The sequence below is a fragment of the Nitrospirillum goiasense genome, from assembly GCF_034427435.1.
In the GTDB taxonomy this organism is placed as follows: Bacteria; Pseudomonadota; Alphaproteobacteria; order Azospirillales; family Azospirillaceae; genus Nitrospirillum.
Genome location: NZ_JAXQNP010000001.1, coordinates 59,646 through 81,906 on the forward strand (window position 1 = coordinate 59,646; position 22,261 = coordinate 81,906).

21 protein-coding genes, 2 pseudogenes and 1 riboswitch are annotated in these 22,261 nt (G+C 71.4%); of the genes and pseudogenes, 8 read left to right on the forward strand and 15 right to left on the reverse strand.

Going from position 1 to position 22,261, the window contains the following annotated elements; all coding sequences use genetic code 11:
* Window positions 1–90: 90 nt before the first annotated feature.
* Entirely contained in the window at window positions 91–1,557 is a 1,467-nt protein-coding gene (locus ULB03_RS00260) for a catalase (RefSeq protein WP_322481327.1), read from the reverse strand.
* A gap of 393 nt (window positions 1,558–1,950) precedes the next feature.
* On the opposite strand from ULB03_RS00260, the pseudogene ULB03_RS00265 reads away from it, so the two are divergent.
* Window positions 1,951–2,799: pseudogene (locus tag ULB03_RS00265) on the forward strand (LysR family transcriptional regulator); the annotation flags it as partial.
* A gap of 134 nt (window positions 2,800–2,933) precedes the next feature.
* Here ULB03_RS00265 and folB read toward each other — a convergent pair.
* Complete coding sequence (gene folB, locus ULB03_RS00270; protein ID WP_322481328.1) at window positions 2,934–3,386, reverse strand: dihydroneopterin aldolase; 453 nt, start codon at window positions 3,384–3,386, stop codon at window positions 2,934–2,936.
* 130 nt (window positions 3,387–3,516) lie between these two features.
* On the opposite strand from folB, the gene ULB03_RS00275 reads away from it, so the two are divergent.
* Window positions 3,517–4,623 carry a threonine aldolase family protein gene (locus ULB03_RS00275; protein WP_322481329.1) on the forward strand — a complete coding sequence of 369 codons (1,107 nt, stop codon included), beginning with the start codon at window positions 3,517–3,519 and terminating at the stop codon, window positions 4,621–4,623.
* Here the strand turns inward: ULB03_RS00275 and ULB03_RS00280 are convergent.
* Window positions 4,596–5,240: a histidine phosphatase family protein gene (locus ULB03_RS00280; protein WP_322481330.1), complete on the reverse strand. Its 645-nt coding sequence runs from the start codon at window positions 5,238–5,240 to the stop codon at window positions 4,596–4,598. The genes ULB03_RS00275 and ULB03_RS00280 overlap by 28 nt on opposite strands.
* A 61-nt stretch (window positions 5,241–5,301) precedes the next feature.
* A riboswitch (cobalamin riboswitch) is annotated at window positions 5,302–5,384 on the forward strand.
* Between the two features lie 52 nt (window positions 5,385–5,436).
* On the opposite strand from ULB03_RS00280, the gene ULB03_RS00285 reads away from it, so the two are divergent.
* Together ULB03_RS00285 and ULB03_RS00290 are read left to right on the forward strand one after the other, a co-directional pair.
* Window positions 5,437–5,655, forward strand: coding sequence for a CbtB domain-containing protein (locus ULB03_RS00285; RefSeq protein WP_322481331.1), 219 nt, complete (start codon window positions 5,437–5,439; stop codon window positions 5,653–5,655).
* A 33-nt stretch (window positions 5,656–5,688) separates the two neighbouring features.
* Window positions 5,689–6,501 (forward strand): CbtA family protein, encoded by an 813-nt coding sequence (locus tag ULB03_RS00290; protein WP_322481332.1) that lies wholly within the window; start codon window positions 5,689–5,691, stop codon window positions 6,499–6,501.
* A 4-nt stretch (window positions 6,502–6,505) separates the two neighbouring features.
* Here the strand turns inward: ULB03_RS00290 and ULB03_RS00295 are convergent, their stop codons facing one another.
* Window positions 6,506–7,507, reverse strand: a complete 1,002-nt coding sequence (locus ULB03_RS00295) for an RDD family protein (RefSeq protein ID WP_322481333.1) — start codon at window positions 7,505–7,507, stop codon at window positions 6,506–6,508.
* A gap of 193 nt (window positions 7,508–7,700) precedes the next feature.
* Between ULB03_RS00295 and ULB03_RS00300 the strand changes: the two genes are divergently transcribed.
* Window positions 7,701–8,555: an EamA family transporter gene (locus ULB03_RS00300; protein WP_322481334.1), complete on the forward strand. Its 855-nt coding sequence runs from the start codon at window positions 7,701–7,703 to the stop codon at window positions 8,553–8,555.
* A gap of 21 nt (window positions 8,556–8,576) precedes the next feature.
* Here ULB03_RS00300 and ULB03_RS00305 read toward each other — a convergent pair whose 3' ends face one another.
* Together ULB03_RS00305 and ULB03_RS00310 are read right to left on the reverse strand one after the other, a co-directional pair.
* Entirely contained in the window at window positions 8,577–10,967 is a 2,391-nt protein-coding gene (locus ULB03_RS00305; RefSeq protein ID WP_322481335.1) for a YbcC family protein, read from the reverse strand.
* 85 nt (window positions 10,968–11,052) lie between these two features.
* Complete coding sequence (locus ULB03_RS00310; RefSeq protein ID WP_322481336.1) at window positions 11,053–12,552, reverse strand: proton-conducting transporter transmembrane domain-containing protein; 1,500 nt, start codon at window positions 12,550–12,552, stop codon at window positions 11,053–11,055.
* A 121-nt stretch (window positions 12,553–12,673) separates the two neighbouring features.
* Between ULB03_RS00310 and ULB03_RS00315 the strand changes: the two genes are divergently transcribed.
* Window positions 12,674–13,570 (forward strand): LysR family transcriptional regulator, encoded by an 897-nt coding sequence (locus tag ULB03_RS00315; protein WP_322481337.1) that lies wholly within the window; start codon window positions 12,674–12,676, stop codon window positions 13,568–13,570.
* Between the two features lie 9 nt (window positions 13,571–13,579).
* Here ULB03_RS00315 and ULB03_RS27330 read toward each other — a convergent pair whose 3' ends face one another.
* The 3 genes and pseudogenes from ULB03_RS27330 to cobA form a co-directional block, all read right to left on the reverse strand.
* A complete protein-coding gene (locus tag ULB03_RS27330; RefSeq protein WP_416210963.1) occupies window positions 13,580–14,023 on the reverse strand; it encodes a hypothetical protein in 444 nt (147 codons plus the stop codon).
* Between the two features lie 89 nt (window positions 14,024–14,112).
* Window positions 14,113–14,925 (reverse strand): annotated as a pseudogene (locus tag ULB03_RS27335) (cobyrinate a,c-diamide synthase); the annotation flags it as partial.
* Window positions 14,918–15,706 (reverse strand): uroporphyrinogen-III C-methyltransferase, encoded by a 789-nt coding sequence (gene cobA / locus ULB03_RS00325; protein ID WP_322481338.1) that lies wholly within the window; start codon window positions 15,704–15,706, stop codon window positions 14,918–14,920. The gene cobA and the pseudogene ULB03_RS27335, both read right to left, overlap by 8 nt.
* Between cobA and ULB03_RS00330 the strand changes: the two genes are divergently transcribed.
* Window positions 15,705–16,862 (forward strand): cobalt-precorrin-5B (C(1))-methyltransferase, encoded by a 1,158-nt coding sequence (locus tag ULB03_RS00330; protein ID WP_322481339.1) that lies wholly within the window; start codon window positions 15,705–15,707, stop codon window positions 16,860–16,862. The genes cobA and ULB03_RS00330 overlap by 2 nt on opposite strands.
* Here ULB03_RS00330 and cobM read toward each other — a convergent pair.
* The 3 genes from cobM to cbiE are packed head-to-tail and all read right to left on the reverse strand — an operon-like array spanning window position 16,841 to window position 19,259.
* Entirely contained in the window at window positions 16,841–17,602 is a 762-nt protein-coding gene (gene cobM, locus ULB03_RS00335) for a precorrin-4 C(11)-methyltransferase (protein ID WP_322481340.1), read from the reverse strand. The genes ULB03_RS00330 and cobM overlap by 22 nt on opposite strands.
* Window positions 17,599–18,039: a cobalamin biosynthesis protein gene (locus ULB03_RS00340; protein ID WP_322481341.1), complete on the reverse strand. Its 441-nt coding sequence runs from the start codon at window positions 18,037–18,039 to the stop codon at window positions 17,599–17,601. Before ULB03_RS00340 ends, cobM begins: the two co-directional genes overlap by 4 nt.
* On the reverse strand, window positions 18,036–19,259 hold the full coding sequence (gene cbiE / locus ULB03_RS00345; protein ID WP_322481342.1) for a precorrin-6y C5,15-methyltransferase (decarboxylating) subunit CbiE: 1,224 nt from the start codon (window positions 19,257–19,259) through the stop codon (window positions 18,036–18,038). The genes ULB03_RS00340 and cbiE overlap by 4 nt, the downstream gene beginning before the upstream one ends.
* A gap of 29 nt (window positions 19,260–19,288) precedes the next feature.
* Here cbiE and ULB03_RS00350 point away from each other — a divergent pair, with 29 nt between their 5' ends.
* Window positions 19,289–20,032: a cobalt-precorrin-6A reductase gene (locus tag ULB03_RS00350; RefSeq protein ID WP_322481343.1), complete on the forward strand. Its 744-nt coding sequence runs from the start codon at window positions 19,289–19,291 to the stop codon at window positions 20,030–20,032.
* Here ULB03_RS00350 and cobJ read toward each other — a convergent pair.
* The 3 genes from cobJ to ULB03_RS00365 are packed head-to-tail and all read right to left on the reverse strand — an operon-like array spanning window position 20,008 to window position 22,249.
* Window positions 20,008–20,787: a precorrin-3B C(17)-methyltransferase gene (cobJ, locus tag ULB03_RS00355; RefSeq protein WP_322481344.1), complete on the reverse strand. Its 780-nt coding sequence runs from the start codon at window positions 20,785–20,787 to the stop codon at window positions 20,008–20,010. The two genes, ULB03_RS00350 and cobJ, sit on opposite strands and share 25 nt — an antisense overlap.
* Window positions 20,784–21,563 (reverse strand): precorrin-2 C(20)-methyltransferase, encoded by a 780-nt coding sequence (locus tag ULB03_RS00360; RefSeq protein WP_322481345.1) that lies wholly within the window; start codon window positions 21,561–21,563, stop codon window positions 20,784–20,786. The genes cobJ and ULB03_RS00360 overlap by 4 nt, the downstream gene beginning before the upstream one ends.
* 5 nt (window positions 21,564–21,568) lie before the next feature.
* Window positions 21,569–22,249: a precorrin-8X methylmutase gene (locus tag ULB03_RS00365; protein ID WP_322481346.1), complete on the reverse strand. Its 681-nt coding sequence runs from the start codon at window positions 22,247–22,249 to the stop codon at window positions 21,569–21,571.
* Between the last annotated feature and the right edge of the window lie 12 nt (window positions 22,250–22,261).

Below are 22,261 nucleotides of genomic sequence, written 5' to 3' on the forward strand. Positions count from 1 at the left end.
TTCCGGACCGTGGTGGGAAGAGGGTGGCCATATTCCCACCACGGCCCGGTTTAGGAAACGGGGCTTATGGCCGCCCCCCGCTTGGCTTCCTCAGCGCGCCGTCGCCACCGCCAGGGCGCGCAGGGCCAGGGCCACGCCCTCGCCATAGGCCGGGTCGGCCTTGGTGCAATTGGCGATGTGCCGCTCCTGGATGGCGACGTCCGCCCCGCCCAGGGACCGGGCGGTGTTCTCGAACAGCAGCTTCTGCTGCGCCGGACTCATCTTGCGGAACAGGATGCCCGGCTGCTCCCAATGGTCATCGTCCACGCGGTGGTCCCAGTGGGTGGCCGTCCCTTCCAGCGGCAGGGGCGGCTCGGCGAGGTCGGGATGGTCCCGCCATTCGCCCTGGCTGTTGGGGTAGTAGTGCGGCGTGCCGCCCAGGTTGCCGTCGGTGCGCATGGCGCCGTCGCGGTGATAGCTGTGGAACGGGCACTTGGGCGCGTTCACCGGGATGTGGTTGAAGTTCACGCCCAGGCGATAGCGCTGCGCGTCACCGTAGGAGAACAGGCGGGCCTGCAGCATCTTGTCGGGGGAGAAGCCGATGCCCGGCACGATGTTGGCGGGGGAGAAGGCCGCCTGCTCCACCTCGGCGAAGACGTTGTCCGGGTTGCGGTTCAGTTCCATCACCCCGACCTCGATCAGGGGGAAGTCCGCCTTGGGCCAGGTCTTGGTCAGGTCGAAGGGGTTGTGTTTGTGCGCCTTGGCCTGGGCCTCGGTCATGACCTGGATGGACAGGGTCCAGCGCGGGAAGTCGCCGGCCTCGATGGCGCCGAACAGGTCGCGCTGGTGGCTTTCGCGGTCCTTGCCGATGACGGCTTCGGACTCCGCGTCCGTCAGGTTCTCGATGCCCTGCTGGCAGGTGAAATGGAACTTCACCCAATGGCGCTCATTGGCGGCGTTGATCAGGCTGAAGGTATGGCTGCCGAAGCCGTGCATGTGGCGATAGCTGCGGGGGATGCCGCGCTCGCTCATGACGATGGTGACCTGGTGCAGCGCCTCGGGCAGCAGGGTCCAGAAGTCCCAGTTGTTGTTGGCGCTGCGCATGCCGGTGCGCGGGTCGCGCTTCACGGCGTGGTTCAGGTCGGGGAAGCGCAGGGGGTCGCGGAAGAAGAACACGGGCGTGTTGTTGCCCACGATGTCCCAGTTGCCTTCCTCGGTATAGAACTTCACGGCGAAGCCACGGATGTCGCGTTCCGCGTCCGCCGCACCGCGTTCCCCGGCGACGGTGGAGAAGCGCACGAACAGGGGCGTCTGCTTGCCAACCTCGGAAAAAATCCGGGCCTTGGTGTAGCGACTGATATCCTGGGTCACGGTGAAGGTGCCGTGGGCGCCGCTGCCCTTGGCATGCATGCGCCGCTCGGGAATGACCTCCCGGTCGAAATGGGCCAGCTTCTCGATCAGCCAGATGTCCTGCAGCAGGGCTGGGCCGCGCGGGCCGGCGGTCTGGATGTTCAGGTTGTCCACCACCGGCGCGCCGGTGGCATGCGTCAGGGCGGACTTTGGCGGCGTGTCGGACATGGGATGCGGGCTCCGTGGCGTCATAGGGGATGCACCCGGGATGCGTCCCGGGGCTCACGCGTCGGATTTGGCCGCCAAGCACCCACCGGTTTCATTCACAACCCGGCCCCGCCGTTGTTGCGCCCGGCGCACCGTCGCGCCGCCGGATGGAAAAGTGCGCACTCGCAACATTTAACAGGGCTTAACGTCAAATCGGTGCAGGTCCGGACAAGAGTGATGCGCCGGCCGCACCTACAGTGGATGGCGGTAGGGGGTTGAACCGCCGCCTGGTTGGGGCCTTGGGGCATGTCGCCCAGGACCTATGGCGTCCCCCGTGATCATGAGGCCAGGGACCGCGATTCCCGGATCGCCGGCCCAAACAGAGATGAGGGACGCGAGATGTCAGACGTTGCGATGAAATACTTCTACGCCACCGCCATCCATGGCTCGATGCGGGCGGCCAGCCAGAAGATGAACGTGGCGGTGTCCTCCGTCAGCCGCCAGATCGCCCAGCTAGAGGCGGCGATGGGCATGCCCCTGCTGGAGACGGGCCGCCGCTCGGTCAAGCTGACCACCGCCGGGCAGATGGTGTTCGACTATTACCAGGCGCAGATGGCCGACCGCGAGGCTTTCTCCGCCCGGCTGGAGGCCCTGCGTGGCATGCGCATGGGCACGGTGGAATTGGCGGTGGGCGAGGGATGCACCGTGCAGGCGGTGCAGGCCGTGCTGGACAGCTTCCAAAGCCGCTATCCCGGTGTCGAGCTGGCCTTGCACAGCGTCTCCACGGCGGAGCTGTTGCGCATGGTGGTGGATGACGAGGTGCACATCGCCATTGGCGCCTTGATCCCCTGTGATCCCAAGGTGCGTGTCCGCACCACGGCCCGCCAGCCGCTGGTGGTGGTCAGCCGGCCGGACCATCCCGTGGCAAAGCGCGGGGCGGTGACCTTGCAGGATCTGTCGAGCCACGATTTGTGCCTATCCCCCCGCGACACCCGTATCCGCCAACTGCTGTCGGCGGCGGAGATGCGCCATCAGGTCTGGCTGCGCGCCACCATCACCACCAATTCCGTCCACACCATGCGGGACCTGGCGCTCAGCGGCCGCGCCGCCGCCATCCTGCCGCGCGCGGCCGTGCTGGCTGAGCTGGAGGACGGCTGCCTGGTGGCCACGCCCTTGTGCGATGTTGAGGCGGACAGCACCACCGTCGACCTGGTGACACGCCTGGGCCGCCAACTTCCCCATGCGGCCACCCTGGCCCTGTCGCTGCTGGAACAGCAGGTCCACCGCTGGGGGCAGGGGGCGGCCAAGGCGGCGTGCGGCCCGAACGTCGGGTGGGCCCCAGCCTTGTGGTCGAGGCCGTGGCCTGACCCTTCCTCGTCGATATGGGCGGGGCGGGCTCAGCGACCGGCGCGGGCGCGGTGGATGCGCACCGACACGCCATCGATGATGGCGGGAACGGGTGCCGAGGGCTTGTCCACCTGCACCGTGATGGTGTCGATGCGGGGGAATTCCTCCAGCAGGGTGCCGGCTACGGCCTCCGCCACCGCCTCTATGGTCATGAAGCGCCGCGCGGTGGCCACCCGCGTCGTGGCGGCGGTCAGCTTGGCGTAGCAGACGCTGAGATCCCAGTCGTCGGCCTTGCCCGCCACCGACAGGTCCAGCGTGCAGTCCAGCGAGATGAAGAAGCGCTGGCCCAGCTTGGCCTCCTCCACCGTCAGCCCATGATGGGCGTAGATGGCGATGCGGTGGACCAGGATGTGATCGGTCATGGGACGCTTCCCTGTCAGGCCGGCGACGGCGGGGCACAGGCTGCCTTTTCCCACGGGTCCTGTCACGCGTTCATGGGTCACGCCGTTGCTGTCCCTGCCGCGCGGCGCTGTGGCATAATGTGGGCCGATGATTTGGCCGTTGCGCCGGCGGTGGCGGCATCGCAGGGTGGCTGGCCCCCACGCCCCTTGTCGACGACCGGACTGCCCGCCCATGCCTGCCGCCCCTGCCGGGACCCTCGCCGCCCATCGCCTGCGCCTGCGCCAGGACTGTGACATCGTGTTCCCGGGCTTTCGAACCTTGAGCCCGGCGGAGGAGTTCCGCGCCGTGGCCGATTGGTGCGAGGCGAACGGGGTCACTCATGACCAGTATGGCCAGGGTGACCTGCTGGCGGCGTTCGAAGGCACGGTGGCGGGACTGTTGGGCAAACAGGCGGCGGCCTTCATGCCCAGCGGCGTGATGGCCCAGTTGATCGCCCTCCGGCTGTGGACGGAGGTCAGCGGCGTTCCCCGCTTCGGTATGCCCCACACCTCTCATTTGGCTCTGCATGAGGAGGAGGCGTACCAGGCGCTGTTCAACTTCCATGGCGTGCCGGTGGGTGACCGCCGCCGTCCGCTTCTGGCCCGCGACCTGGCGGCGGTGGCCCAGCCGCTGGCCTGCCTGCTGGTCGAACTCCCCTTGCGAGAGATTGGCGGACAGTTGCCGGAGTGGGATGAGCTGCAGGCGTTGAAGGATCTGGCGCGGGCGCGCCAGCTGCCGCTGCACATGGACGGCGCCCGCCTGTGGGAAAGTCGCGCCTATTACGGCCGCAGCTATGCCGAGATCGCGGCCGGCTTCGCCTCCGTCTATGTCTCGGTCTACAAAGGCATCGGTGGGATCGCCGGCGCTGTGCTGGCGGGCGACGCCGACTTCATCGACAACGCGCGGCTGTGGCAGCGGCGCCTGGGCGGTACCCTGGTGCGGCAAAGCCCCATGGTGGCCACCGCCGCCATGCGGTTCGAGGCGCGGTTGGGCCAGATGGACGCCTGCTACCGCCGGACGCTGGACCTCGCGGCGGGCCTCTCCGCCCTTCCAGGCATCCGCCTGAACCCGGCCATGCCGCAGACCAATATGCTGCACCTCTTTTTCGACCGTCCCGCCGACCAGGTGGCCGAGACGCGCGACGCCATCGCCAGCAGCGACGGCCGCTGGGTGGCCGGGGAGATCCGCCCAACCGATGTCCCGGGCTGGAGCGTGACGGAGCTATATGTGGGCGACACCCTGCTGGGCCTGGACAACGCCCAGGTGCTGCCCTACTTCGCCCGGCTGGTGGGCTCCTGACCGAACTCCCGCGCGTCCACGCTGGTGGCGCGCACGGTCCAGCGCCGGTTCCACCGCAGGTCGGTCAGTGACAAGGGCGCGATGTCCAGGCGCCAGAAGGCCTGAAGGGGGGCGTCCAGAACCTGGATCACCGCCATCCGGATCACCGCCGGGTGGGTGACCGCCAGCATGTGACGACCGGCGGCATCATGGGCGGCGATACGCGCTAGCCACGCCGCTACCCGTGCCTGAAGTTGGACCAGCGATTCGCCCCCGTGGGGCCGGGCCTCCGGATCGCCCAGCCAGGCGGCCACGGCCTCCGCCTCCTCGGCCGACAGCGCCGCCAGGCTGTGGCCCTGCCAGGTGCCCACGTCCAGGTCGGTCAGCGCCGCGTCCTCCACCACCGCCACGCCCAGGGCGTCGGCCAGCGCCGCCGCCGTCTGCCGGGCGCGGTCTTCGGGCGCCGTCAATAGCTGTCCGACCTTCCGTAGCGCTCGCGTCTCCGCCCAGTGCCTGGCCTGCGCCAGGCCCGCCTCTTCCGCCGGCTCCGTCGCGGGCGCGAAGATCGCGTCGCGCTGGGCGCGGGTGGGGGCGTGGGCCAGCAGGATCAGGCGCCGGGTCGGATCGGATGCGGTCATGGGAGATAGTCCTTGAATGCGCGGTCCCCCCTCCCTACCATTCCATCCTCACTCGCGCATGGGGGAAGCCGGTGCAAATCCGGCACGGTCGCGCCACTGTAACCGAACCACTTGCCTTGCGGGTGGGGCGGAAGCCAGACCCCCCGTCGCATTCGGCACACCGCACACGGGACGCGTAATCCCAGGGAGCGTTTTCATGGCCCACGCCACCACCCATTCCGGCACCCCCGCCGTCGCCTTGCCCGTGATCTCGGCCGCCGAGCTGCTGCCCTGGGCCGTGTTCGGCGGGCTGCTGCTGGTGCTGATGGTCTATTTCGTGGGGGCGGAGCAGGGCGCCACCTCCCTGGTGCAGGGCCGCGCCGTGCATGAATTCGTGCACGACGCCCGCCACCTGCTGGGCTTCCCCTGCCACTAAGGCGGGGCGACCCGTCTCATCATGATTGGAATCTTGCTCGGCCGCGGGATGCTCATCGGCATCCTGGCGGGTTTGTTCGCCTTCGGTGTGGCCACGCTGATTGGCGAGCCGCCGGTGGAGCGCGCCATCGCCTTCGAGACCGCGCAGGGCGCGTCTCATGCTAATGACCATCACGACCACGCCGCACCCAGCGCGCCGGAGGGCGGCGGCCATGACCATCACCACCATCACGCCGACGCGGATGATGAGGGGGAGTTGTTCAGCCGCGGCACCCAGGCGGGCTGGGGCCTGCTGACCGGCCTGTTGGTCTACGGCGCCGCCGTGGGCGGCTTGTTCGCCCTGACCTATGCCTACGCCCAGGGCCGCATGGGCGCGCTGGGGCCGCGGGGCCTTGCCAGCGTGCTGGCCCTGCTGGGTTTCCTGGCGCTGGTGTTGGTGCCGGGCCTCAAGTATCCGGCCAATCCACCGGCCGTGGGCGACCCCGACACCATCCAGCAGCGGACGGCCCTGTACTTCATGCTGCTGATCCTGTCGGTCGCCGCCATGGTGGGGGCCGTGGTCACCGCCCGGCGGCTGGCCGCCCGCTGGGGTGCCTGGAACGCGGCCCTTGCCGGCGGCGTGCTGTTCCTCGCGGTCATGGTCGCGGCGGGCGTCGCCCTGCCCGAGGTGAACGAGGTGCCGGACGCCTTCCCCGCCCAGGTGCTGTGGCGTTTCCGCCTCGCCTCCTGGGGCATCCACGCCACCCTGTGGGCGGCGCTGGGCCTGGGCTACGGCTGGTTGTGCCAGGCGGCGCAGTCCCGTGACCTTCAGGCCCTGCGCCGGGGAGGCCGGCCGGCGCTGTTCTGATCAGTCAACCCGGCGCCATCTTGGTGATGAAGTCTTGCCAGGCCGCCGGAGTGCCATTGTCGCTGAAGCCCCGGAAGGAACTGGCGAAGCCGAAATCGAAGCCATAGTTCAGGGATACCACCATGCGGGTGGTCGGCGCGACCGGCGCCGCCTTCAGCACCACGGCGGCGACGCGGGCCAGTTCGCGCTGGCGGTCCTGCAAGGACCCCAGGGACTTCACGCGGGCGTTGATCGTCAGGATCTCGGAAGCCTCGGCGCTGCTGTTGGTGGCTGAGGCGCTGGCGACGATCATCTTCTGCTCCATAACACTGACGCTCAAAACCTCAGGTAGGTCATAGGCGGCGGCATGGGTCGCTAGCAGGGCGGGACTGAAGAATCGGTAAAACGCTAGGGGGGCCTGCAGCAGCACGATGGCGGGAATCGCCAGGCCCACCCAGACGCGGCGGCTGGGTGTGGTGGGGCCGGAGGGCAGGATGGCGGAGGCGGCGCTGACGACGCAGGAACGGCACAGCAGGTCATGCAAGCTGCGGCGGCTGGGCCGGTTGAAGAGGAAAAGATAGATCAGCGTGACGTTGCCACCCAAGGTGGTCAGTCCCAGAGCCCACCCCACGACTTTGGTGGCCACGTCGCCGGATAGTGCGGCTAGGCCATAGCCGTTCAGGAACCAGGGGCCTGTCAGCAGGGCCGCGCGCACCAGGGCGGTGCCCAGGTCCAGCGGGGCGCCGTCCATGCCCAGCACCCGTAGTTTCAGCAGGCGCTTGCCCACGGTTTGCCCGTTGGCGATCCGGCTGTTGAGCAATCCCAGATAGAGGATGGCGACGCCCCAGCCGATCAAACGGCCGTTGGCCCCCAGGGCGGCGGCCTGGTCGAAGAACAGGGTGCCCAATGTGAACCCTGGAATACCCAGGACAAGGCCGTCCACCGCAAAGGCGCCCAGGCGCCGCCAAAAGCCGGCGAAGGCTGGCGCCGTTATGTTGCCCTCGGTTGTCACCGCATCACCGCTCATGCTGTCCCCAACGGGCATTCGCCCACTTAAACGGTTAAATCCCCATCCCACCTATGCCATGGCGCGCGGCTATCCGCCAGCCCGGCACCGGGTGCCGTCGGTGGGGGAAGCAGCCATACCCCTCTGATCGGTGACAGCGGCGGGTCCCCACCCCTAAGAATGGGCGATCCGTCAGCAGGATCGCCCCGCGCCCATGTCCATCACCGTCTTCGCCATCGTGCTGTTCGCGGCACTGTTGCACGCCACCTGGAATGCCCTGGTGAAGGGGGCGGGGGATAAGCTGATGGCGGCCATCCTGGTGGCCGGCGGGGCCGCGCTCATCGCCATCGTGACCTTGCCCTTCCTGCCCCTGCCGGCGGCGGCCAGTTGGCCCTACCTGATGGTGTCCAGCCTGTTGCAGGTGCTGTACCTGACCCTGGTCGCCCGCGCCTATCACGTCGCGGACATGAGCCAGACCTATCCCCTGATGCGGGGAACGGCGCCGCTGTTGGTGGCGGTGGCCAGCGGGCTTTGGTTGGGGGAGGCGCTGTCCGTCCACGCCCTGCTGGGGGTGGGGATCATCTGCGCCGGTATCCTCAGCATGGCGTGGATGGGCCGGCGCGGCGGGCCGGTCCCCATGGGCGGGGGCGCCGGCGGCACCCGGCTCGCCCTGCTGACCGCTGTCGTCATCGCGGGTTACACTCTGGTCGATGGCCATGGCGTGCGCCTGTCAGGGGCGCCGGCGTCCTACGTGCTGTGGGGGGTGCTGCTCAACGGTTTGCCGTTGGTGGCCTGGGCCCTGCTGGCCCGGCGGCCGCTGTTCCTGCAGCACGTCATCTGCCAATGGCCGCGTGGCCTGGCGGGCGGGGCCGGCACCCTGATCTCGTACGGCTTGGCGCTTTGGGCCATGACCGTGGCGCCGGTGGCCGTCATCGCCGCCCTGCGTGAAAGCTCCATCCTGTTCGGCACCGCCATCGCCGGCCTGGTGCTGAAGGAACGGGAGGGCCCCCACCGCCTGGCCGCCGCCTGCCTCATCGCCGTCGGCGCCATGGTGCTGCGCTTGGCGTGAGGCAGGCGGCGCCAGGCCACCTCAGGCGGCGCGGGCCAGCCCGGCCTCATCCCAGCCGGTGTCGCGGTGCCAGCGCGCGGTGATGCGCCCGTGCTCCAGGGCGAACAGGGTCAGCCAGCCGTTATCGAACAGCGCCCGCACCTGCGCGTGACGGGCCAGCACCTCGGCGATGGCATGCCGCGGCGCCTCCACCAGCACCGAGAGGCGCAGGGGCGCGTGGGCCAGCCTTTCCCCATCATGGACCGCCTGCCACGGCAGGCCGGTGCGCAGCATGCCGCCGTTGCCCTCCACCACGCCGATGCCGGCGGTGACATTGTGGATCAGCTTGTCCCCGCCACCGAACAGCGCGGGCGCCACAGCCGACCCGTAATATTGCAGGCTGATCCAGCTGGCCACCACCACCGGCGCCGTCAGGATCAATTCCAGCGTGGCGAAGTCGCGGTCCTCCCGCCAGTCGTAGGAGTGCAGGAAGGCCCGGCCTTTCAGGTCGCCCGAGGCGGTGACGGCGCGCGGGGCGGCGACGAAGGCGGCACATCCGGCCAGCCCCCATTCCGGCCGGATCTCCGCCCAGTTGTGGGCACGGGCGGCCAGCGACGCCGCGCTGGCGCCGGGAAGGCGTGCCGCCCGTTCCAGCCGCACCTGGCGCCCCGCCCGGTCCAGCCAGTCGCGGGCGCGGCGGATGTCCGCCTCATGATCACGGCCGGCGCCATCGGTGTAAAGGGTGACCTGGTCGGTGACCGTGTCATGCAGACCGGCTAGGAACAGGGTGTCGGCCGGCAGGTCGATGCCATGGGCCGGCAAGCCCGCCCGCGTCTCCGGATCGTTCAGCAAGCCCGCCAGCAGGCGGGCGGAAACATCGCCCTGATGGCCGCCGCAGGCGCCGCAGTGATAGGCGCTGTGGTGCGGGTTGTTGTGCAGTGTCGCCCCGTGGCCGATCAGCAGGACCAGGCGCGCATGCCCCTGGGTCAACGACATGGCCTTCAGCACCTGCGCCGCAGTCGCCGCCTTCGCATCGGCCGGCAGGGCGGGTGTGAAGGCCGGTGCCGGGTCGGATCCCCGCGTCCGGGCCAGCCCCAGGGCATCGCGAAGCAGCTTCACGGCGTACAGGGGGCCCGCCGACTCCACGAAGGCGAAGGAGGATACCGCCGCCTGGCGGAACCGCCCCAGGGCGCGGGCGGAGCGGGCGGCGATGCGCCGCTGCCGGTCCTGGGCGGGCGGCAGCGGCGTGCAGGACTGCACACGGGGCGGCAACAGGACGGGCAGCCGCGCCTCCTTCAGGTCGGACGCCGCCGGGTGGTGGTCCACGGGCAGGCCGAAGAAGCCGGCGAAGCCTAGCGTGCCGATGCCGGTGTCCAGGCTTTCCAGGGCCCGGCGGAAGGGCTCGGAGCGCACGTCGATGCAGAACGCGGCCTGCATCACGGGCCGGTGGTCCTGGTGGCCTTGGGGGGCCGCCGCGCCGGTTCCCCGCAGCACGGCGTCCAGCCCTCGCTGATAGGCCGTTTCTGCTGCCTGCTGCAGGATGGTGTCGATCACCAGGTCGGCGTCCGGCGTCACGGGCCGCGCGTGGGCGGCCAGCACGTCCGCCCAGGCCGGGGCCACCGCCGGCACATGGGCCAGCAGGGCTTCCTCCCACACCAGGCGGATCGCCAGCAGGTCGGCCAGCGTGCCGTCGCTCTCGCCCGCCAACTCGGCCTGCCATTGCAGCCAACGCGCATGCTGGGCCCAGCCCCCAAGATCGGTCAGCAGTCGGTGGAAGGTGGTCTCCGCCGCATCGGCCGTGAGGTCCAGGGCAGCCGCGGCGCGCAGCAGGGCGCGGCCGGGGGTATCCGGGCAATTGGCGACGTGGCGGCAGAAGCCCGTCAGGCCAGCCAGTTCGGGCGTCAGGTCATGGGTCGCCCATTCCCGCCAGGCGGCGAAGGCTGAAGACCCGGGGGCGGGCGTCCACAGGGCTTGTCCCCGGTCGAAGTGGCCCGCCGCCCACAGCCCCAGGCAGCGGCGGATGATCGCGGGCCAGTCGGTGCCGGAGGCGCGCGCCGCCAGTTCCGCGATGGTGGGCAGCGCCTGCGGGGCGGGTTGGGCCTGATGGGCCCGCGCCGTCAGGGCGGTCCCGTCGGCCGGCTTGCCCGGATGGGGGCAGGCGGCCAGCGCCGCCGCCAGGTCGTCGGCGGTGATCTCCCCGGCGGCGATCATGGCGGCATACTCCTCCCGGCTGCGGGTCAGGCGCACCCCGGCGACGCGGGCCAACCGGGCGGCGGCATGCGCCAGGTCTTCCCCGGTCTGGCCCAGGAAGGGATTGACGGCCACGGTGGCGTCCAGGGGAAAGGCCGGCGGGATGGCGCGCATCGCCACCTCGGCCGCCGCGAACAGGGCCTTGGCCGGTGTCGGCGCGATGTCGGGCTGATCGTGGAACATGGGGTGGTCTCCCAGACGGACGGTTTGCAGAAGGGCGGTTTGCGGAGGGATGGTCATCAGGACCGGACGGCGCGGAAGCCGCCGATCAGCCGGTCGAAGGCGGCGTTGAGGTAGAAGCCGTTGGCGATGTGGACCCGCAGGCCCGCCGCCGCCGGATGGTGCGCCCAGTGGGGAACAGCGCCTGCGCCACGGCCACGACGCAGAAGGAGGTGACGGTCAGCCCGATCAGCGCCCATTCCAGCGCCCCCGCCACCGGCGGCGCGGGCAGGGTGCTGCCCGCCGCATGCACCGCCAGGGCCTGCAGCCCGAAGTAGGAGAGGGTGACGGCGGTGGAGGCAATCAGCGTCCGCTGGGTCAGGGCCCGGGGTGCGGCATCCGCCAGCCCTTGCGCCACCAGGTAGGCGACGCCGGACACCAGGATCAGGCCCAGGGCCAGCGCTTGGGGTGACTTCGGCCCGGCCAGCAGGGTGAAGCCGACGGCGGCAAGGCCGTAGAGGGCCAGCGCCAGCCCGAAGGCTCGGACCACCGCCCCGACGCCGGGGGCCGCGACGGGGCCGGGGCGCCGCGTGGCCTGCACCGCGCGGATGGCCCCGCCGGAGGACAGGAAGGCGTGCGCCTTGTAGAGCGAGTGCGCCAGGATGTGCAGCATCGCCAGCGGCCACAGGCCCAGGCCGCATTGCAGCAGCATGAAGCCCATCTGCGCCACCGTGGACCAGGCCAGCGCCGTCTTGACCGCACTTTGGGTCAGCATGACCAGGGCGCCGAACAGGGCGGTGAACCCGCCCAGCAGCACCAGCGCCGCCATGGCCGCCGGGCTGGCCTGGACCAGCCAGGCCAGGCGGATCAGCAGCAGCCCGCCGCTGTTGATGATACCGGCGTGCAGCAGGGCCGACACCGGCGTCGGCGCCTCCATCACCTCGGTCAGCCAGCCATGCAGGGGGAAGGCCGCCGTCTTCAGCAAGGCGGCCAGGACCAGAAGGCCGACGGCCCCCTCGGCCGCCGGGGGAAGCGGCGCCAGCCGGGCGGCGGCCTCGATGGTCGCGATGTCCATGGTGCCATAGGCCAGCCACAGCAGGCCGGTGGCCAGGATCAGGGCTGCGTCACCGGCTCCCCAGACCAGGGTGAATTTCGCGGCCGCGCGCCGCGCCGGCGCCCGGTCGGGGAAGAACAGCAGCAACTGGCGCAGCACCAGGCCGATGGCGGCGAACGCCGGCACCAGCAGCGCCAGGCTGCCCGCCTGCACCTGCAGCAGCACCAGCCCCAGGACCGTCAACATCAGGGCATGGAACCGCCCCTCCCGCGCGGCGCCATCCAGATAGGTGCGGCTGTAGCGGGTGACCACCCAGCCGATGAAGGCGACGGCCGGCGCCACCAGGGCGTTGACGACATCCAGGCGCACCAGCGGCCCGTCATTCCCCACGCCCTTGAGCGCGAACTGCACCGCCCCCGCCAGGCACAGCGCGAAGGCGGCCAGCGCCGCGCCCTCGGCGATCACGGGGATGGGCTTGGGACGGCGGCCGGGGCGCAGCAGGGCGATGGCGGCGGCGGCTAACAACACGGCCGGGGCAAGGCTCGACAACGGCATCGAACTCTCCAGGGAAACGCGGCCCAGGATTGGAAACGCAGGCAGGAGATAGCGCTTGCTTAATTTCCAGAAAATTACATCTTTTAACGGAATCCATTCGATTTTTTGGAATGATGACGGCATGGCTTCGCTTAACCTGCATCACCTGCGCCTTTTCCGGGCCGTCGCGCGCGAAGGCACGGTGACCGGCGCCGCCCGACAGTTGAACCTGTCCCCCTCCGCCCTCTCGACACAGTTGCGCACGCTGGAGGACAGCCTGGGCCATGACCTGTTCGAGCGGCGGGGGCGGGGCCTCATCCTGACGGAGGCGGGGCGAATCGCCCTGGACCATGCGGAGGCCATCTTCCGCTCTGCGGAGGATCTGGCCGCGACCTTGCGCAACGCCCGGGGCGGCCAGCGCGCCTTGCGCGTCGGCGCGCTCGCCACCCTGTCGCGGAACTTCCAGATCGGCTTCCTGCATCCCCTGCTGGGTAGGCCGGACGTGGAGATCGTGTTGCGCTCCGGCTCCCAGGGCGAACTGCTGCGCGGCTTGGACAGCCTGGCCCTGGACGTCGTGCTGACCAACCTGGCCCCGCCGCGCGACGCCGCCAGCCCCTATCTGATCCACCGCCTGGATGAACAGGCGGTCAGCCTGATCGGCACGCCGGTCCGGCTGGGCGCCACCCCCGCCAGCGACTCTGGGGATGGCGCCGCGCTCGCGACCCTGCTGACCCGCCACCCCCTGATCCTACCCACGCCGGAGACGGCCTTGCGGGCGACGTTCGATGCCCTGGTGGCGCAACTGGGCGTCACCGTGCGCATCGCGGCGGAGGTGGACGACATGGCCATGATCCGTCTCATGGTGCGCGAGGATGCCGGCCTGGCCGTCATTCCCCCTATCGTCGTGCAGGACGAGCTGGGCAGCGGCCAGTTGGTGGAGGCCGGGCGCCTGCCCACCATGGTGGAAAGCTTCCTGGCCGTAACCCTGGACCGCCGCTTCCCCAACCCGCTGCTGACGGAGCTGCTGACCCGCGAGTGACGGGTGGCCTCAGTCCTGCGCGATCAGGTGCAGGAAGGACCCGGCGACGTTGCCCCGCCGGCTGCCCAGGGGGCCCAGGTCGGTGCCATCGGCCGCCTCCGCCACCAGCAGGGGGGCGTCGGTTCCCCGGGTCAGGACGCTGGCGTAGTGGAACTCGTGGCCGCGGAAGCGGCTGCCGGCGGGGCCCAGGGCCATGTCGGCCAGGGTGGTGATGCGGCGATAGCCCAGGTGCAGCTTGCGCTTGGCGAAACTGGTCTGGACGGACAGCAGGCCCAGCATCTCATGCGCCTGGCCGTCCGCATCCACCAGCACCTCACCCAAGGTCATGTAGCCGCCGCACTCCCCAAAGATCGCCGCGCCCTGAGCCGCCAGGGCGTGCATGCCGGTCTTGAAGGTTCGCGCCGCCGCCAGTCGGCCGGCGTGCAGCTCGGGGTAGCCGCCCGGTAGGACCACGGCGTCGGCCCCGGCGTCGGGCGCCTGGTCGGCCAGGGGGAGAAGGGCAGGATCTCCGCCCCCGCCGCGCGCCAGCCGGTAAGGACATGGGGATAGGCGAAGCTGAAGGCGGCGTCGCGGGCCAGGGCGATGCGCTGGCCGGGCGGCGGCAGCGCGGCCACGGCCGTGGTGCTACCGGGGGTATAGGGCACGGCCAGGGCTGCCAGGCGATCCAGGTCCACATACTCCGCCACCCAGGCGCCCAGGGAGGCCAGCCGTTCGGTCAGCGCCTCGGTCTCGGATGCCTGCACCAGGCCCAGGTGGCGCTCCGGCAGGGCATGCCCGGGGGTGCGGGGCAGCGCGCCCAGCACGGGGATGCCCAGCGCCAGGATGGCGCCCTCGATCAGGCTGCGGTGGCGGGGGCTGGCGATGTTGTTCAGCACCACGCCGGCCACGCGCACGTCGTCCCGGTAGGTGGCGAAGCCCTTCACCACCGCCGCCACCGACTGCGACGCCCCGCGCCCGTCAACCACCAGCACCACGGGCCAGCCGGTGCGGGCGGCAATGTCGGCGGCGGCGCCGTTGCCCCAGGCGCCCACCCGCGCCACCCCGTCGAACAGGCCCATCAGGGCCTCGCAGATCAACAGCTCCCCGCCGCTCGACGCCTGGGCCGTCAGGTTGTCGATCAAGGCCGGGGGCATGGCCCAGCTGTCCAGGTTCAGGCTGGGGTGGCCGCAGGCGGCGGCATGGAAGGCCGGGTCGATATAGTCGGGGCCGGACTTGGCGGCGCGCACGTCGATCCCACGCGCGCGGAAGGCGGCCAGCAGGCCCAGGGTCAGGGTGGTCTTGCCCGAGCCCGAGGCGGGGGAGGCGATGATCAGCCCCGGCGCCACAGGGCCGGTCAGGGCCAAGTGGTCAATCATGAGACGGGACCCCCAGCCAGTCCAGGGTGCTGCGCAGGGCGGCGATGGCGCCGATGACGATGATGGCCGGCGGCGCCAGGCCGCTGTCCGCCAGGTCGCGGGCGCAGGTGGCCAGCGTGCTGGTCAGCACCTTCTGCCGGGGCGTGGTGGCGTCGCAGATCACGGCCACAGTGGTTTCCGGTTCCAGGCCGCCCGCCATCAGGGCCTGGGCGATGTCCCCCAGGCCGCGCCAGGCCATGTACAGGATCAAGGGGGCCTTGGTCGCGGCCAGGGCCGCCCAGTCCGCCCCGTCGCCGGCCGAATGGCCGGTCGCCAGGATCACGGCCTGGTTGGCGGTGCGGTGGGTGGCCGGGATGCCGGCATAGGCGGGTCCCGCCAGGCCGGCGGTGACGCCCGGCACGACGCGGAAGGGCACGCCGGCGGCCACCAGGGCCAGCGCCTCCTCACCTCCCCGGCCGAAGACGAAGGGGTCCCCTGCCTTCAGGCGTAGCACGCGCAGGCCCTGGCGCCCCAGCTCCACCAGGCGCAGGCTGATATCCTCCTGCGCCGGGGAGGGCCGGCCGCCGCGCTTGCCGGCGAACTCCCTCACCGCGCTGGGGCTGGCGAAATCCAGGATGCGCTCATCCACCAGCGCGTCGTAGACGATATGGTCGGCCTGGCGTAGAGCATGCAGGGCCAACAGCGTCAGCAGGCCGGGATCGCCCGGTCCGGCACCCACCAGCCAGACGCTGCCGGGCTGGAACACGGGAAGATCGAAGGGCGGCAGGGTCGGGTCAGTCATGGATGGGAACGGCGATAGCGATGCGGAAGGAACGGTGGGGCGCGACCTGCGCCCCGGCTGGACCACCGGCGCCTGCGCCACGGCGGCGGCGGCGGCGGCGGCGGCGGCCCTGTTCGGCGGCGACTTCCCGGATCCGGTGACCATCACCCTGCCGGGCGGGCAACAGCCGGCTTTTGCCTTGGCTGTAGCCTCCCGGGGCGACGGCTGGGCCGAAGCGGGCGTGATCAAGGACGCGGGCGACGATCCGGACGTGACCCATGGCGCCCTGGTGCGGGCCCGGGTCTGGGCGGGGGTGGACGGCGGCGGTGTCCTCTTTCGCGCGGGCCCCGGCGTCGGCACCGTGACCCTGCCGGGCCTGCCCTTGCCGGTGGGCGAGCCCGCCATCAACCCCGTACCCCGCGCCATGATCCGCGCGGCGGTGTCGGCGGCCGCCCAAGCCGCTGGCCGGGCGGTCGGGGACCTGGGTCCCGATCTGGTGGTGGAAATCGGTATCGACAATGGCGAGGCGCTGGCCCGGCGCACCCTGAACGGCCGCTTGGGCATCATCGGAGGCCTGTCGGTGCTGGGCACCACCGGCATCGTCGTGCCCTATTCCTGCGGCGCCTGGATCGCCAGCATCCACCGGGGCGTGGACGTGGCCCGTGCGGCCGGCCTGCCCCATGTCGCCGCCTGCACCGGCCGCATGTCGGAGGCGACCGTGGCCCGGCACTATGGCCTGTCCGAACAGGCCCTGCTGGACATGGGCGATTTCGCCGGCGGCACGCTCAAGTATCTGCGCCGCCATCCCGTGCCACGCCTGACCATCGCCGGCGGCTTCGCCAAGCTGGGCAAGCTGGCCCGGGGCCTGATGGACCTTCATTCCAAGCGCCACGCGGTTGATTTGGACTGGCTGGCCGGCGTGCTGGCCGACCTCGGTGCCGACGCCGACCTGGTGGCCCAGGCGAGGGGCGCCAATACCGCCCTGCAGGTGCTGCACCTGGCGGACGCCGCCGGCCTGTCCGTGGCGGACCGGGTGGCGACGATGGCGCGGGACGTGGCGGTGGGCGTGCTGGGGGCTTCGCCCATCGCCGTCGACGTGCTGGTCATCGACCGCCAGGGCGGCATCATTGGGCAGGCTGGTGCGGTGGGTCAGGCTCACTCCCCCCTCCCGCGATAGCGCCGCTGATACCCGGCATCGTATAGGGCGCTGGCGCGGAAATCCTCCGTTCCCAGCGTCCGGCCCACCAGGATCAGGGCGGTGCGGTCGATGGGATTGGCGGCCACCTGGGCGCCGATGTCCGCCAGGCTGCCGCGCAGCACCCGTTCGTCGGGCCAGGAGGCGCGGTAGACCACCGCCGCCGGACAGTCGGCGCCGTACAGCGGCGTCAAGCGCGCCACGACCTGGTCGATGACATGGATGGACAGATGGATGGCCAGCGTGGCGCCGGAGGCACCCAGCACCTCCAGCGTCTCCTTGGCCGGCATGGCCGACGCCCGGCCGCTGGTGCGGGTGATGACCAGGGTCTGGCTGACCTCGGGCAGGGTCAATTCCCGGCCCAGGGCGGCTGCGGCGGCGGCGAAGGCCGGCACGCCCGGCGTGATGGTGTAAGGGATGCCCAGGTCCTTCAGCGCCCGCAGCTGCTCGCCCAGGGCGCTGTAGACCGACAGGTCGCCGGAATGCAGGCGGGCGACGTCCTGGCCGGCCGCGTGCGCCGCCTGGAACTCCGCCACGATTTCCTCCAGCGACAGCGGGGCCGTGTCGACGATGCGGGCGTCCGCCGGAGCATGGGCCAGCACGGCGGCCGGCACCAGCGACCCGGCATAGAGGCAGACGGGGCAGCGGGCGATCAGATCGCGACCGCGCAAGGTCAGCAGGTCGGGCGCGCCAGGGCCGGCGCCGATGAAATGCACGGTCATGGAAGGATGCTTTCAGAACAGGCCACGGCGCAGGTGCTGGCCGGCCCCTGGATGCGGGGCAGCACCAGGCGGGCCTGCGGGTTGCCGGGGGCGCCGCAGGCGACCAGGGCCGCCGCCTCCGCCACCGGGGGCAGGCCGTGGCCGGGCGCCGCGCTGGGGGTGAGGGTGGTCACGGTCTGCAGGGCGATGGGGTCCAGGCCCGCCAGGGGCACCTTCAGCCGGTCCGCCGCCTGAACCAGCGCCGGCTCCGTCCCCTTGCCGGCCAGGGTGCAGAGCACCAGGCCCTCCGGCGGCGCGCTCCAGTCCAGGTGCCTGAACGCCTGGGCCAGGAGATCCTGGATTTCGGCGGCGCTCACACCCTGGCGGCAGCCGATGCCGATGGCCCAGGGAGCAGGAAGTCGGGGCGCGGGAAGACGGGGGGTGGGCGGGGCGGTCATCGTGGCTTTTCCCCGCGCCATAGGGTGACGGGCATCAGGGGCCGCCAGCCGCGGAAATTCCCCAGGGGTACCGCGCGTTCCACCGACAGCCGCGTCAGCGACCCGCCCAGCGTGGTGTGCCATTGGGAAAGTGCGGCCTCCGTCTCCAGGGTCACGGCCGTGGCCACCAGCCGTCCGCCGGGGCGCAGCGCCTGCCAGCATGCCTCCACCACGCCGGCGCCGGTCAGGCCCCCGCCGATGAAAACAGCATCCGGCGGGGGCAGGTCCGCCAGCGCGTCCGGCGCCGCGCCCTCGCGCACGGTCAGGCCGGGCACGCCGAAGCCCAGGGCGTTGGCGCGGATGGCGACCAAGCGGTCGGCCCGGCTTTCCACCGCGACGGCGCGGTTGGCGGGATCGGCCAGCAGCCATTCGATGGCGATGGAGCCTGAGCCGGCGCCCACGTCCCACAGCATCTCCCCCCGGCCCGGCGCCAAGTAGGATAGCGCCACGGCCCGCACCTCCCGCTTGGTGATCTTGCCGTCGTGCTGGAACCAGTCGTCGGGCAGGCCGGGGCCGCGTGGCAGCACCCGGGCGCCGGGGGTGATGGTGCAGGTCAGCGCGATGGTGTTCAGGTCCAGGACGTTACCTTCGGTCCAATCGTCCGCCGTCGCGGTCTGCACATGCTCCCGCGGGCCGCCCATGGCCTCCAACACCGTCAGGACGCTGGGGCCGAACCCCCGCTCGCGCAACAGGGCGGCCAGCTTGGCCGGCGTGGTGCCGTCCCAGCTCAACAGCAGCAACCGCGACCCGGGGAACAGGTGGGGGATGACAGTTTCCAGCGGGCGGCCGTGCAGCGACAGGCAGGTTACCTCCTGCAGGGCCCAGCCCAGGCGGGATGCCGCCAGGGTGAAGGCGCCCGGTGCCGGGAACGCCCGTGTTTCCTGGGCCGGCACCAGGCGGGCCAGCGTGGCGCCGATACCGAACCAGTGCGGGTCGCCGCTGGCCAGCACCGTTACCCTCTGGCCGCGCCGGGCCAGCAGGGCGGGGAAGGCGTCGCTGAGCGGGCTGGGCCAGGCCAGACGCTCCTGTCCCGCCGTCTCCGGCACCAGGGCCAGATGGCGGGCGCCGCCCACCACCAGCGCGGCTTCGGTCACGGCGGCACGGGCGGCGGGTGGCAGGCCGTCCCAGCCGTCTTCCCCGATGCCCACGATGGTCAGCCAGGGGGCGGGGGTGCTAGTCATGGCGCGCACACGGTGGGAAAGGTGGGGCGATGCGGGTACTGGTGCTGGGCGGCACGACGGAGGCGCGGCAATTGGCGGGGCTGCTGGCGGGTGACGCCCGTTTCCAGACCACCCTGTCGCTGGCCGGCCGCACCCGCAAACCGGCGCCGCAGCCCCTGCCCACCCGCATGGGCGGCTTCGGCGGTGCGCAGGGCTTGGCGGATTACCTGAGGGCAGAAAGCGTCCAAGCGGTGATCGACGCGACCCATCCCTTCGCCAACCAGATCAGCGCCAATGCCGAAGCGGCCTGCGCCGCCGCCGGTGTGCCCCTGGCCGTGCTGACCCGCCGGCCGTGGGTGGCGGGATTGGGCGATACTTGGTGCCTGGTGCCGGACATGGGGGCGGCGGCCGGGGCGCTGGCCGATCTGCCCGATACTGTCTTCTTGACCGTGGGCCGGCAGGAGCTGGAGCCCTTCCTGGCCCTGGACCGGCGGTTCCTGGTGCGGGCGGTGGATCCGCCGGACGCCCTGCCGTCCAATGCCGCCCTGGTGCTGGACCGGGGCCCTTACACGCTGGACGGGGAAATAGCCCTGCTGCGTGCCCACGGCGTCGGCACCCTGGTGACCAAGAACAGCGGCGGCGATGCCACTGCGGCCAAGCTGGACGCCGCACGAGCCTTGGGCCTGCCCGTGGTTATGGTTGACCGGCCGCCGGCGGGAACGGCGCCCCGGCTCTACGCCGCGTCGGACGCTATGGCCTGGCTGGTGGCTCACCTGTCCTCCACCGCCGCATAGCCGCGCGGCGTGTAGACCCAGACGTCGCCGTCCTTACCCTTGGGCAACAGCCGGGTTTGGCTGGACCCGATCAGCACCAGGGTGCGCATGTCCGCCGTGGCGGGGTCGCAGTCGGCCAGGGTGGTGATGGTCACGTCCTCGTCATGCCGGCCCACGGCGCGGGCGAGGACCACCGGCGTGGCCGGGTCCTTGAGCGTGCGCAGGGTGTCCAGGGCGGCCCCCAACTGCCAAGGCCGCGCCTTGGAGATGGGGTTGTACAGGGCGATGACGAAGTCGCCCTCCGCCGCTAGGCGCAGGCGTTTCAGCACCAGATCCCACGGTTTCAGGTTGTCCGACAGGGATAGCACGCAGAAATCATGGCCCAGGGGGGCGCCCACCCGCGCGGCCGCCGCCAGCATGGCGGAAACGCCGGGGCACACCCGCACCGGCACCTCGGCCCAGGCGGGGTCGTCCGCGGACTCCAGCGCCTCGAACAGGGCGGACGCCATGGCGAAGACGCCGGGATCGCCGCCTGACACCAGGGCCACCCGGCGGCCCGACACCGCCAGGTCCAGGGCCAGGCGCGCCCGCGACAGCTCCACCCGGTTGTCGGAGCCGTGGCGGCGGTGAAAGGCGCTATGGGGGATGCGGTCGAGATAGGGGCCATACCCCACCAGGTCGGTGGAGTGCGCCAGCACGTCCGCCACCTCCGGCGTCAGCCAGCGATCAGGGCCGGGGCCCAAACCCACGACCGTCAGCGAACCGAGGGCGCTCATTCAGCTACCTCGGACTTGGTCGCCTGGCGTGCCGTCAGCACGTCGCCGCGCTTGCCCTGGCCGGGGATCAGGATCATGGCGAAGTAGGGGGCGACGTCCGGCGCCTGGGCCAGGGGGTGCACCCGCTGGGTCTCGGTCGTGCCACGCTCCACGTACCAGGCGCGGGCGGTCAGGCCCAGGCTCTCGATCACCCGGCGCACCTTGGGCAGGTTGCCGCCCAGCTTCATCACCGCCGCCGCGTCGGCCCGCGACAGGGCCTCGGCCAACGCCGCCTCCCCCAGGGTGCCGGGGATGACGGACAGCACGTCGTCGCGGATGGTCAGCGGGACGGGCAATTGCGCGGCGCAGCCCAGCAGCGAGGGCACACCCGGCACCACCTCCACATTGAAGCGGGGGGCCAGGCGCAGGTGCAGATGCATGTAGGACCCGTAGAAGAACGGGTCGCCCTCGTTCAGCACCGCCACCGACTGGCCCGCCGCCAGCAGGGCGGCCAGACGCTCGGCGGACTCGTCGAAAAAGCCCTCGATGGCGGCGGCATAGGCCGGGCTGTCGGGCGGCAGTTCGGTGGTGACCGGATAGACCATGGGCACCTCCTGCTGGGTGCCGTCCAGATGCGTCGCCGCGATGCGCCGCGCTTGGCCCGGCCCCCCGCGCTTGGCGAAATAGGCGACCACGGGGCAGGACCGCAGCAGCCGCACCGCCTTCAGGGTCATCAGTTCCGGGTCACCGGGGCCGGTGCCGATGCCGTAAAGGGTGCCGGGGATGGTTGGGGTCACGCCGATCACTCCCGGTCAGAGGCCAGGGCGTTGACCGCCGCCGCCGCCATGGCGCTGCCGCCTCGGCGCCCGGCCACAGCCAGGTAAGGCAGGCCCCAGGGGTTGGCGGCCAGCGCCTCCTTGCTCTCCGCCGCGCCGACGAAGCCGACGGGGAAGCCCAGGATGGCGGCCGGCTGTGGCGCGCCCGCTGCGATCATCTCCAGCAGGTGGAACAGGGCGGTGGGCGCGTTGCCGATAGCCACCACCGATCCCGCCAGATGCGGCCGCCATAGTTCCAGCGCGGCCGCCGAACGGGTGGTGCCCAGCTCGCTCGCCAGGGTGGGCACGGCGGGGTCGGTTAGGGTGCAGATCACGGCGTTATTGGCCGGCAGCCGGGCGCGGGTGACGCCGTGCGCCACCATTTGGGCGTCGCACAGGATGGGGGCGCCGGCGCGCAGGGCGGCCCGGGCGGCGGTGCCGACATCGGGCGAGAACAACAGGTGGTCGGCGGTTTCCACCAGGCCCGCCGCGTGAATGATGCGCACGGCCACGGCACGCAAATCCTCCGGCAGGTGGTCCAACCTGGCTTCTTCCCGGATGATGGCGAAGGACCGGGCATAGATGGCCGCCCCGTCGCGGATGTAGTCGTACCGTGCCGGAACCGGGGGAAGGGGCGCGCCGGGGTTGGGGGACTCAGGGCTGGACAACGGCGGGCATTC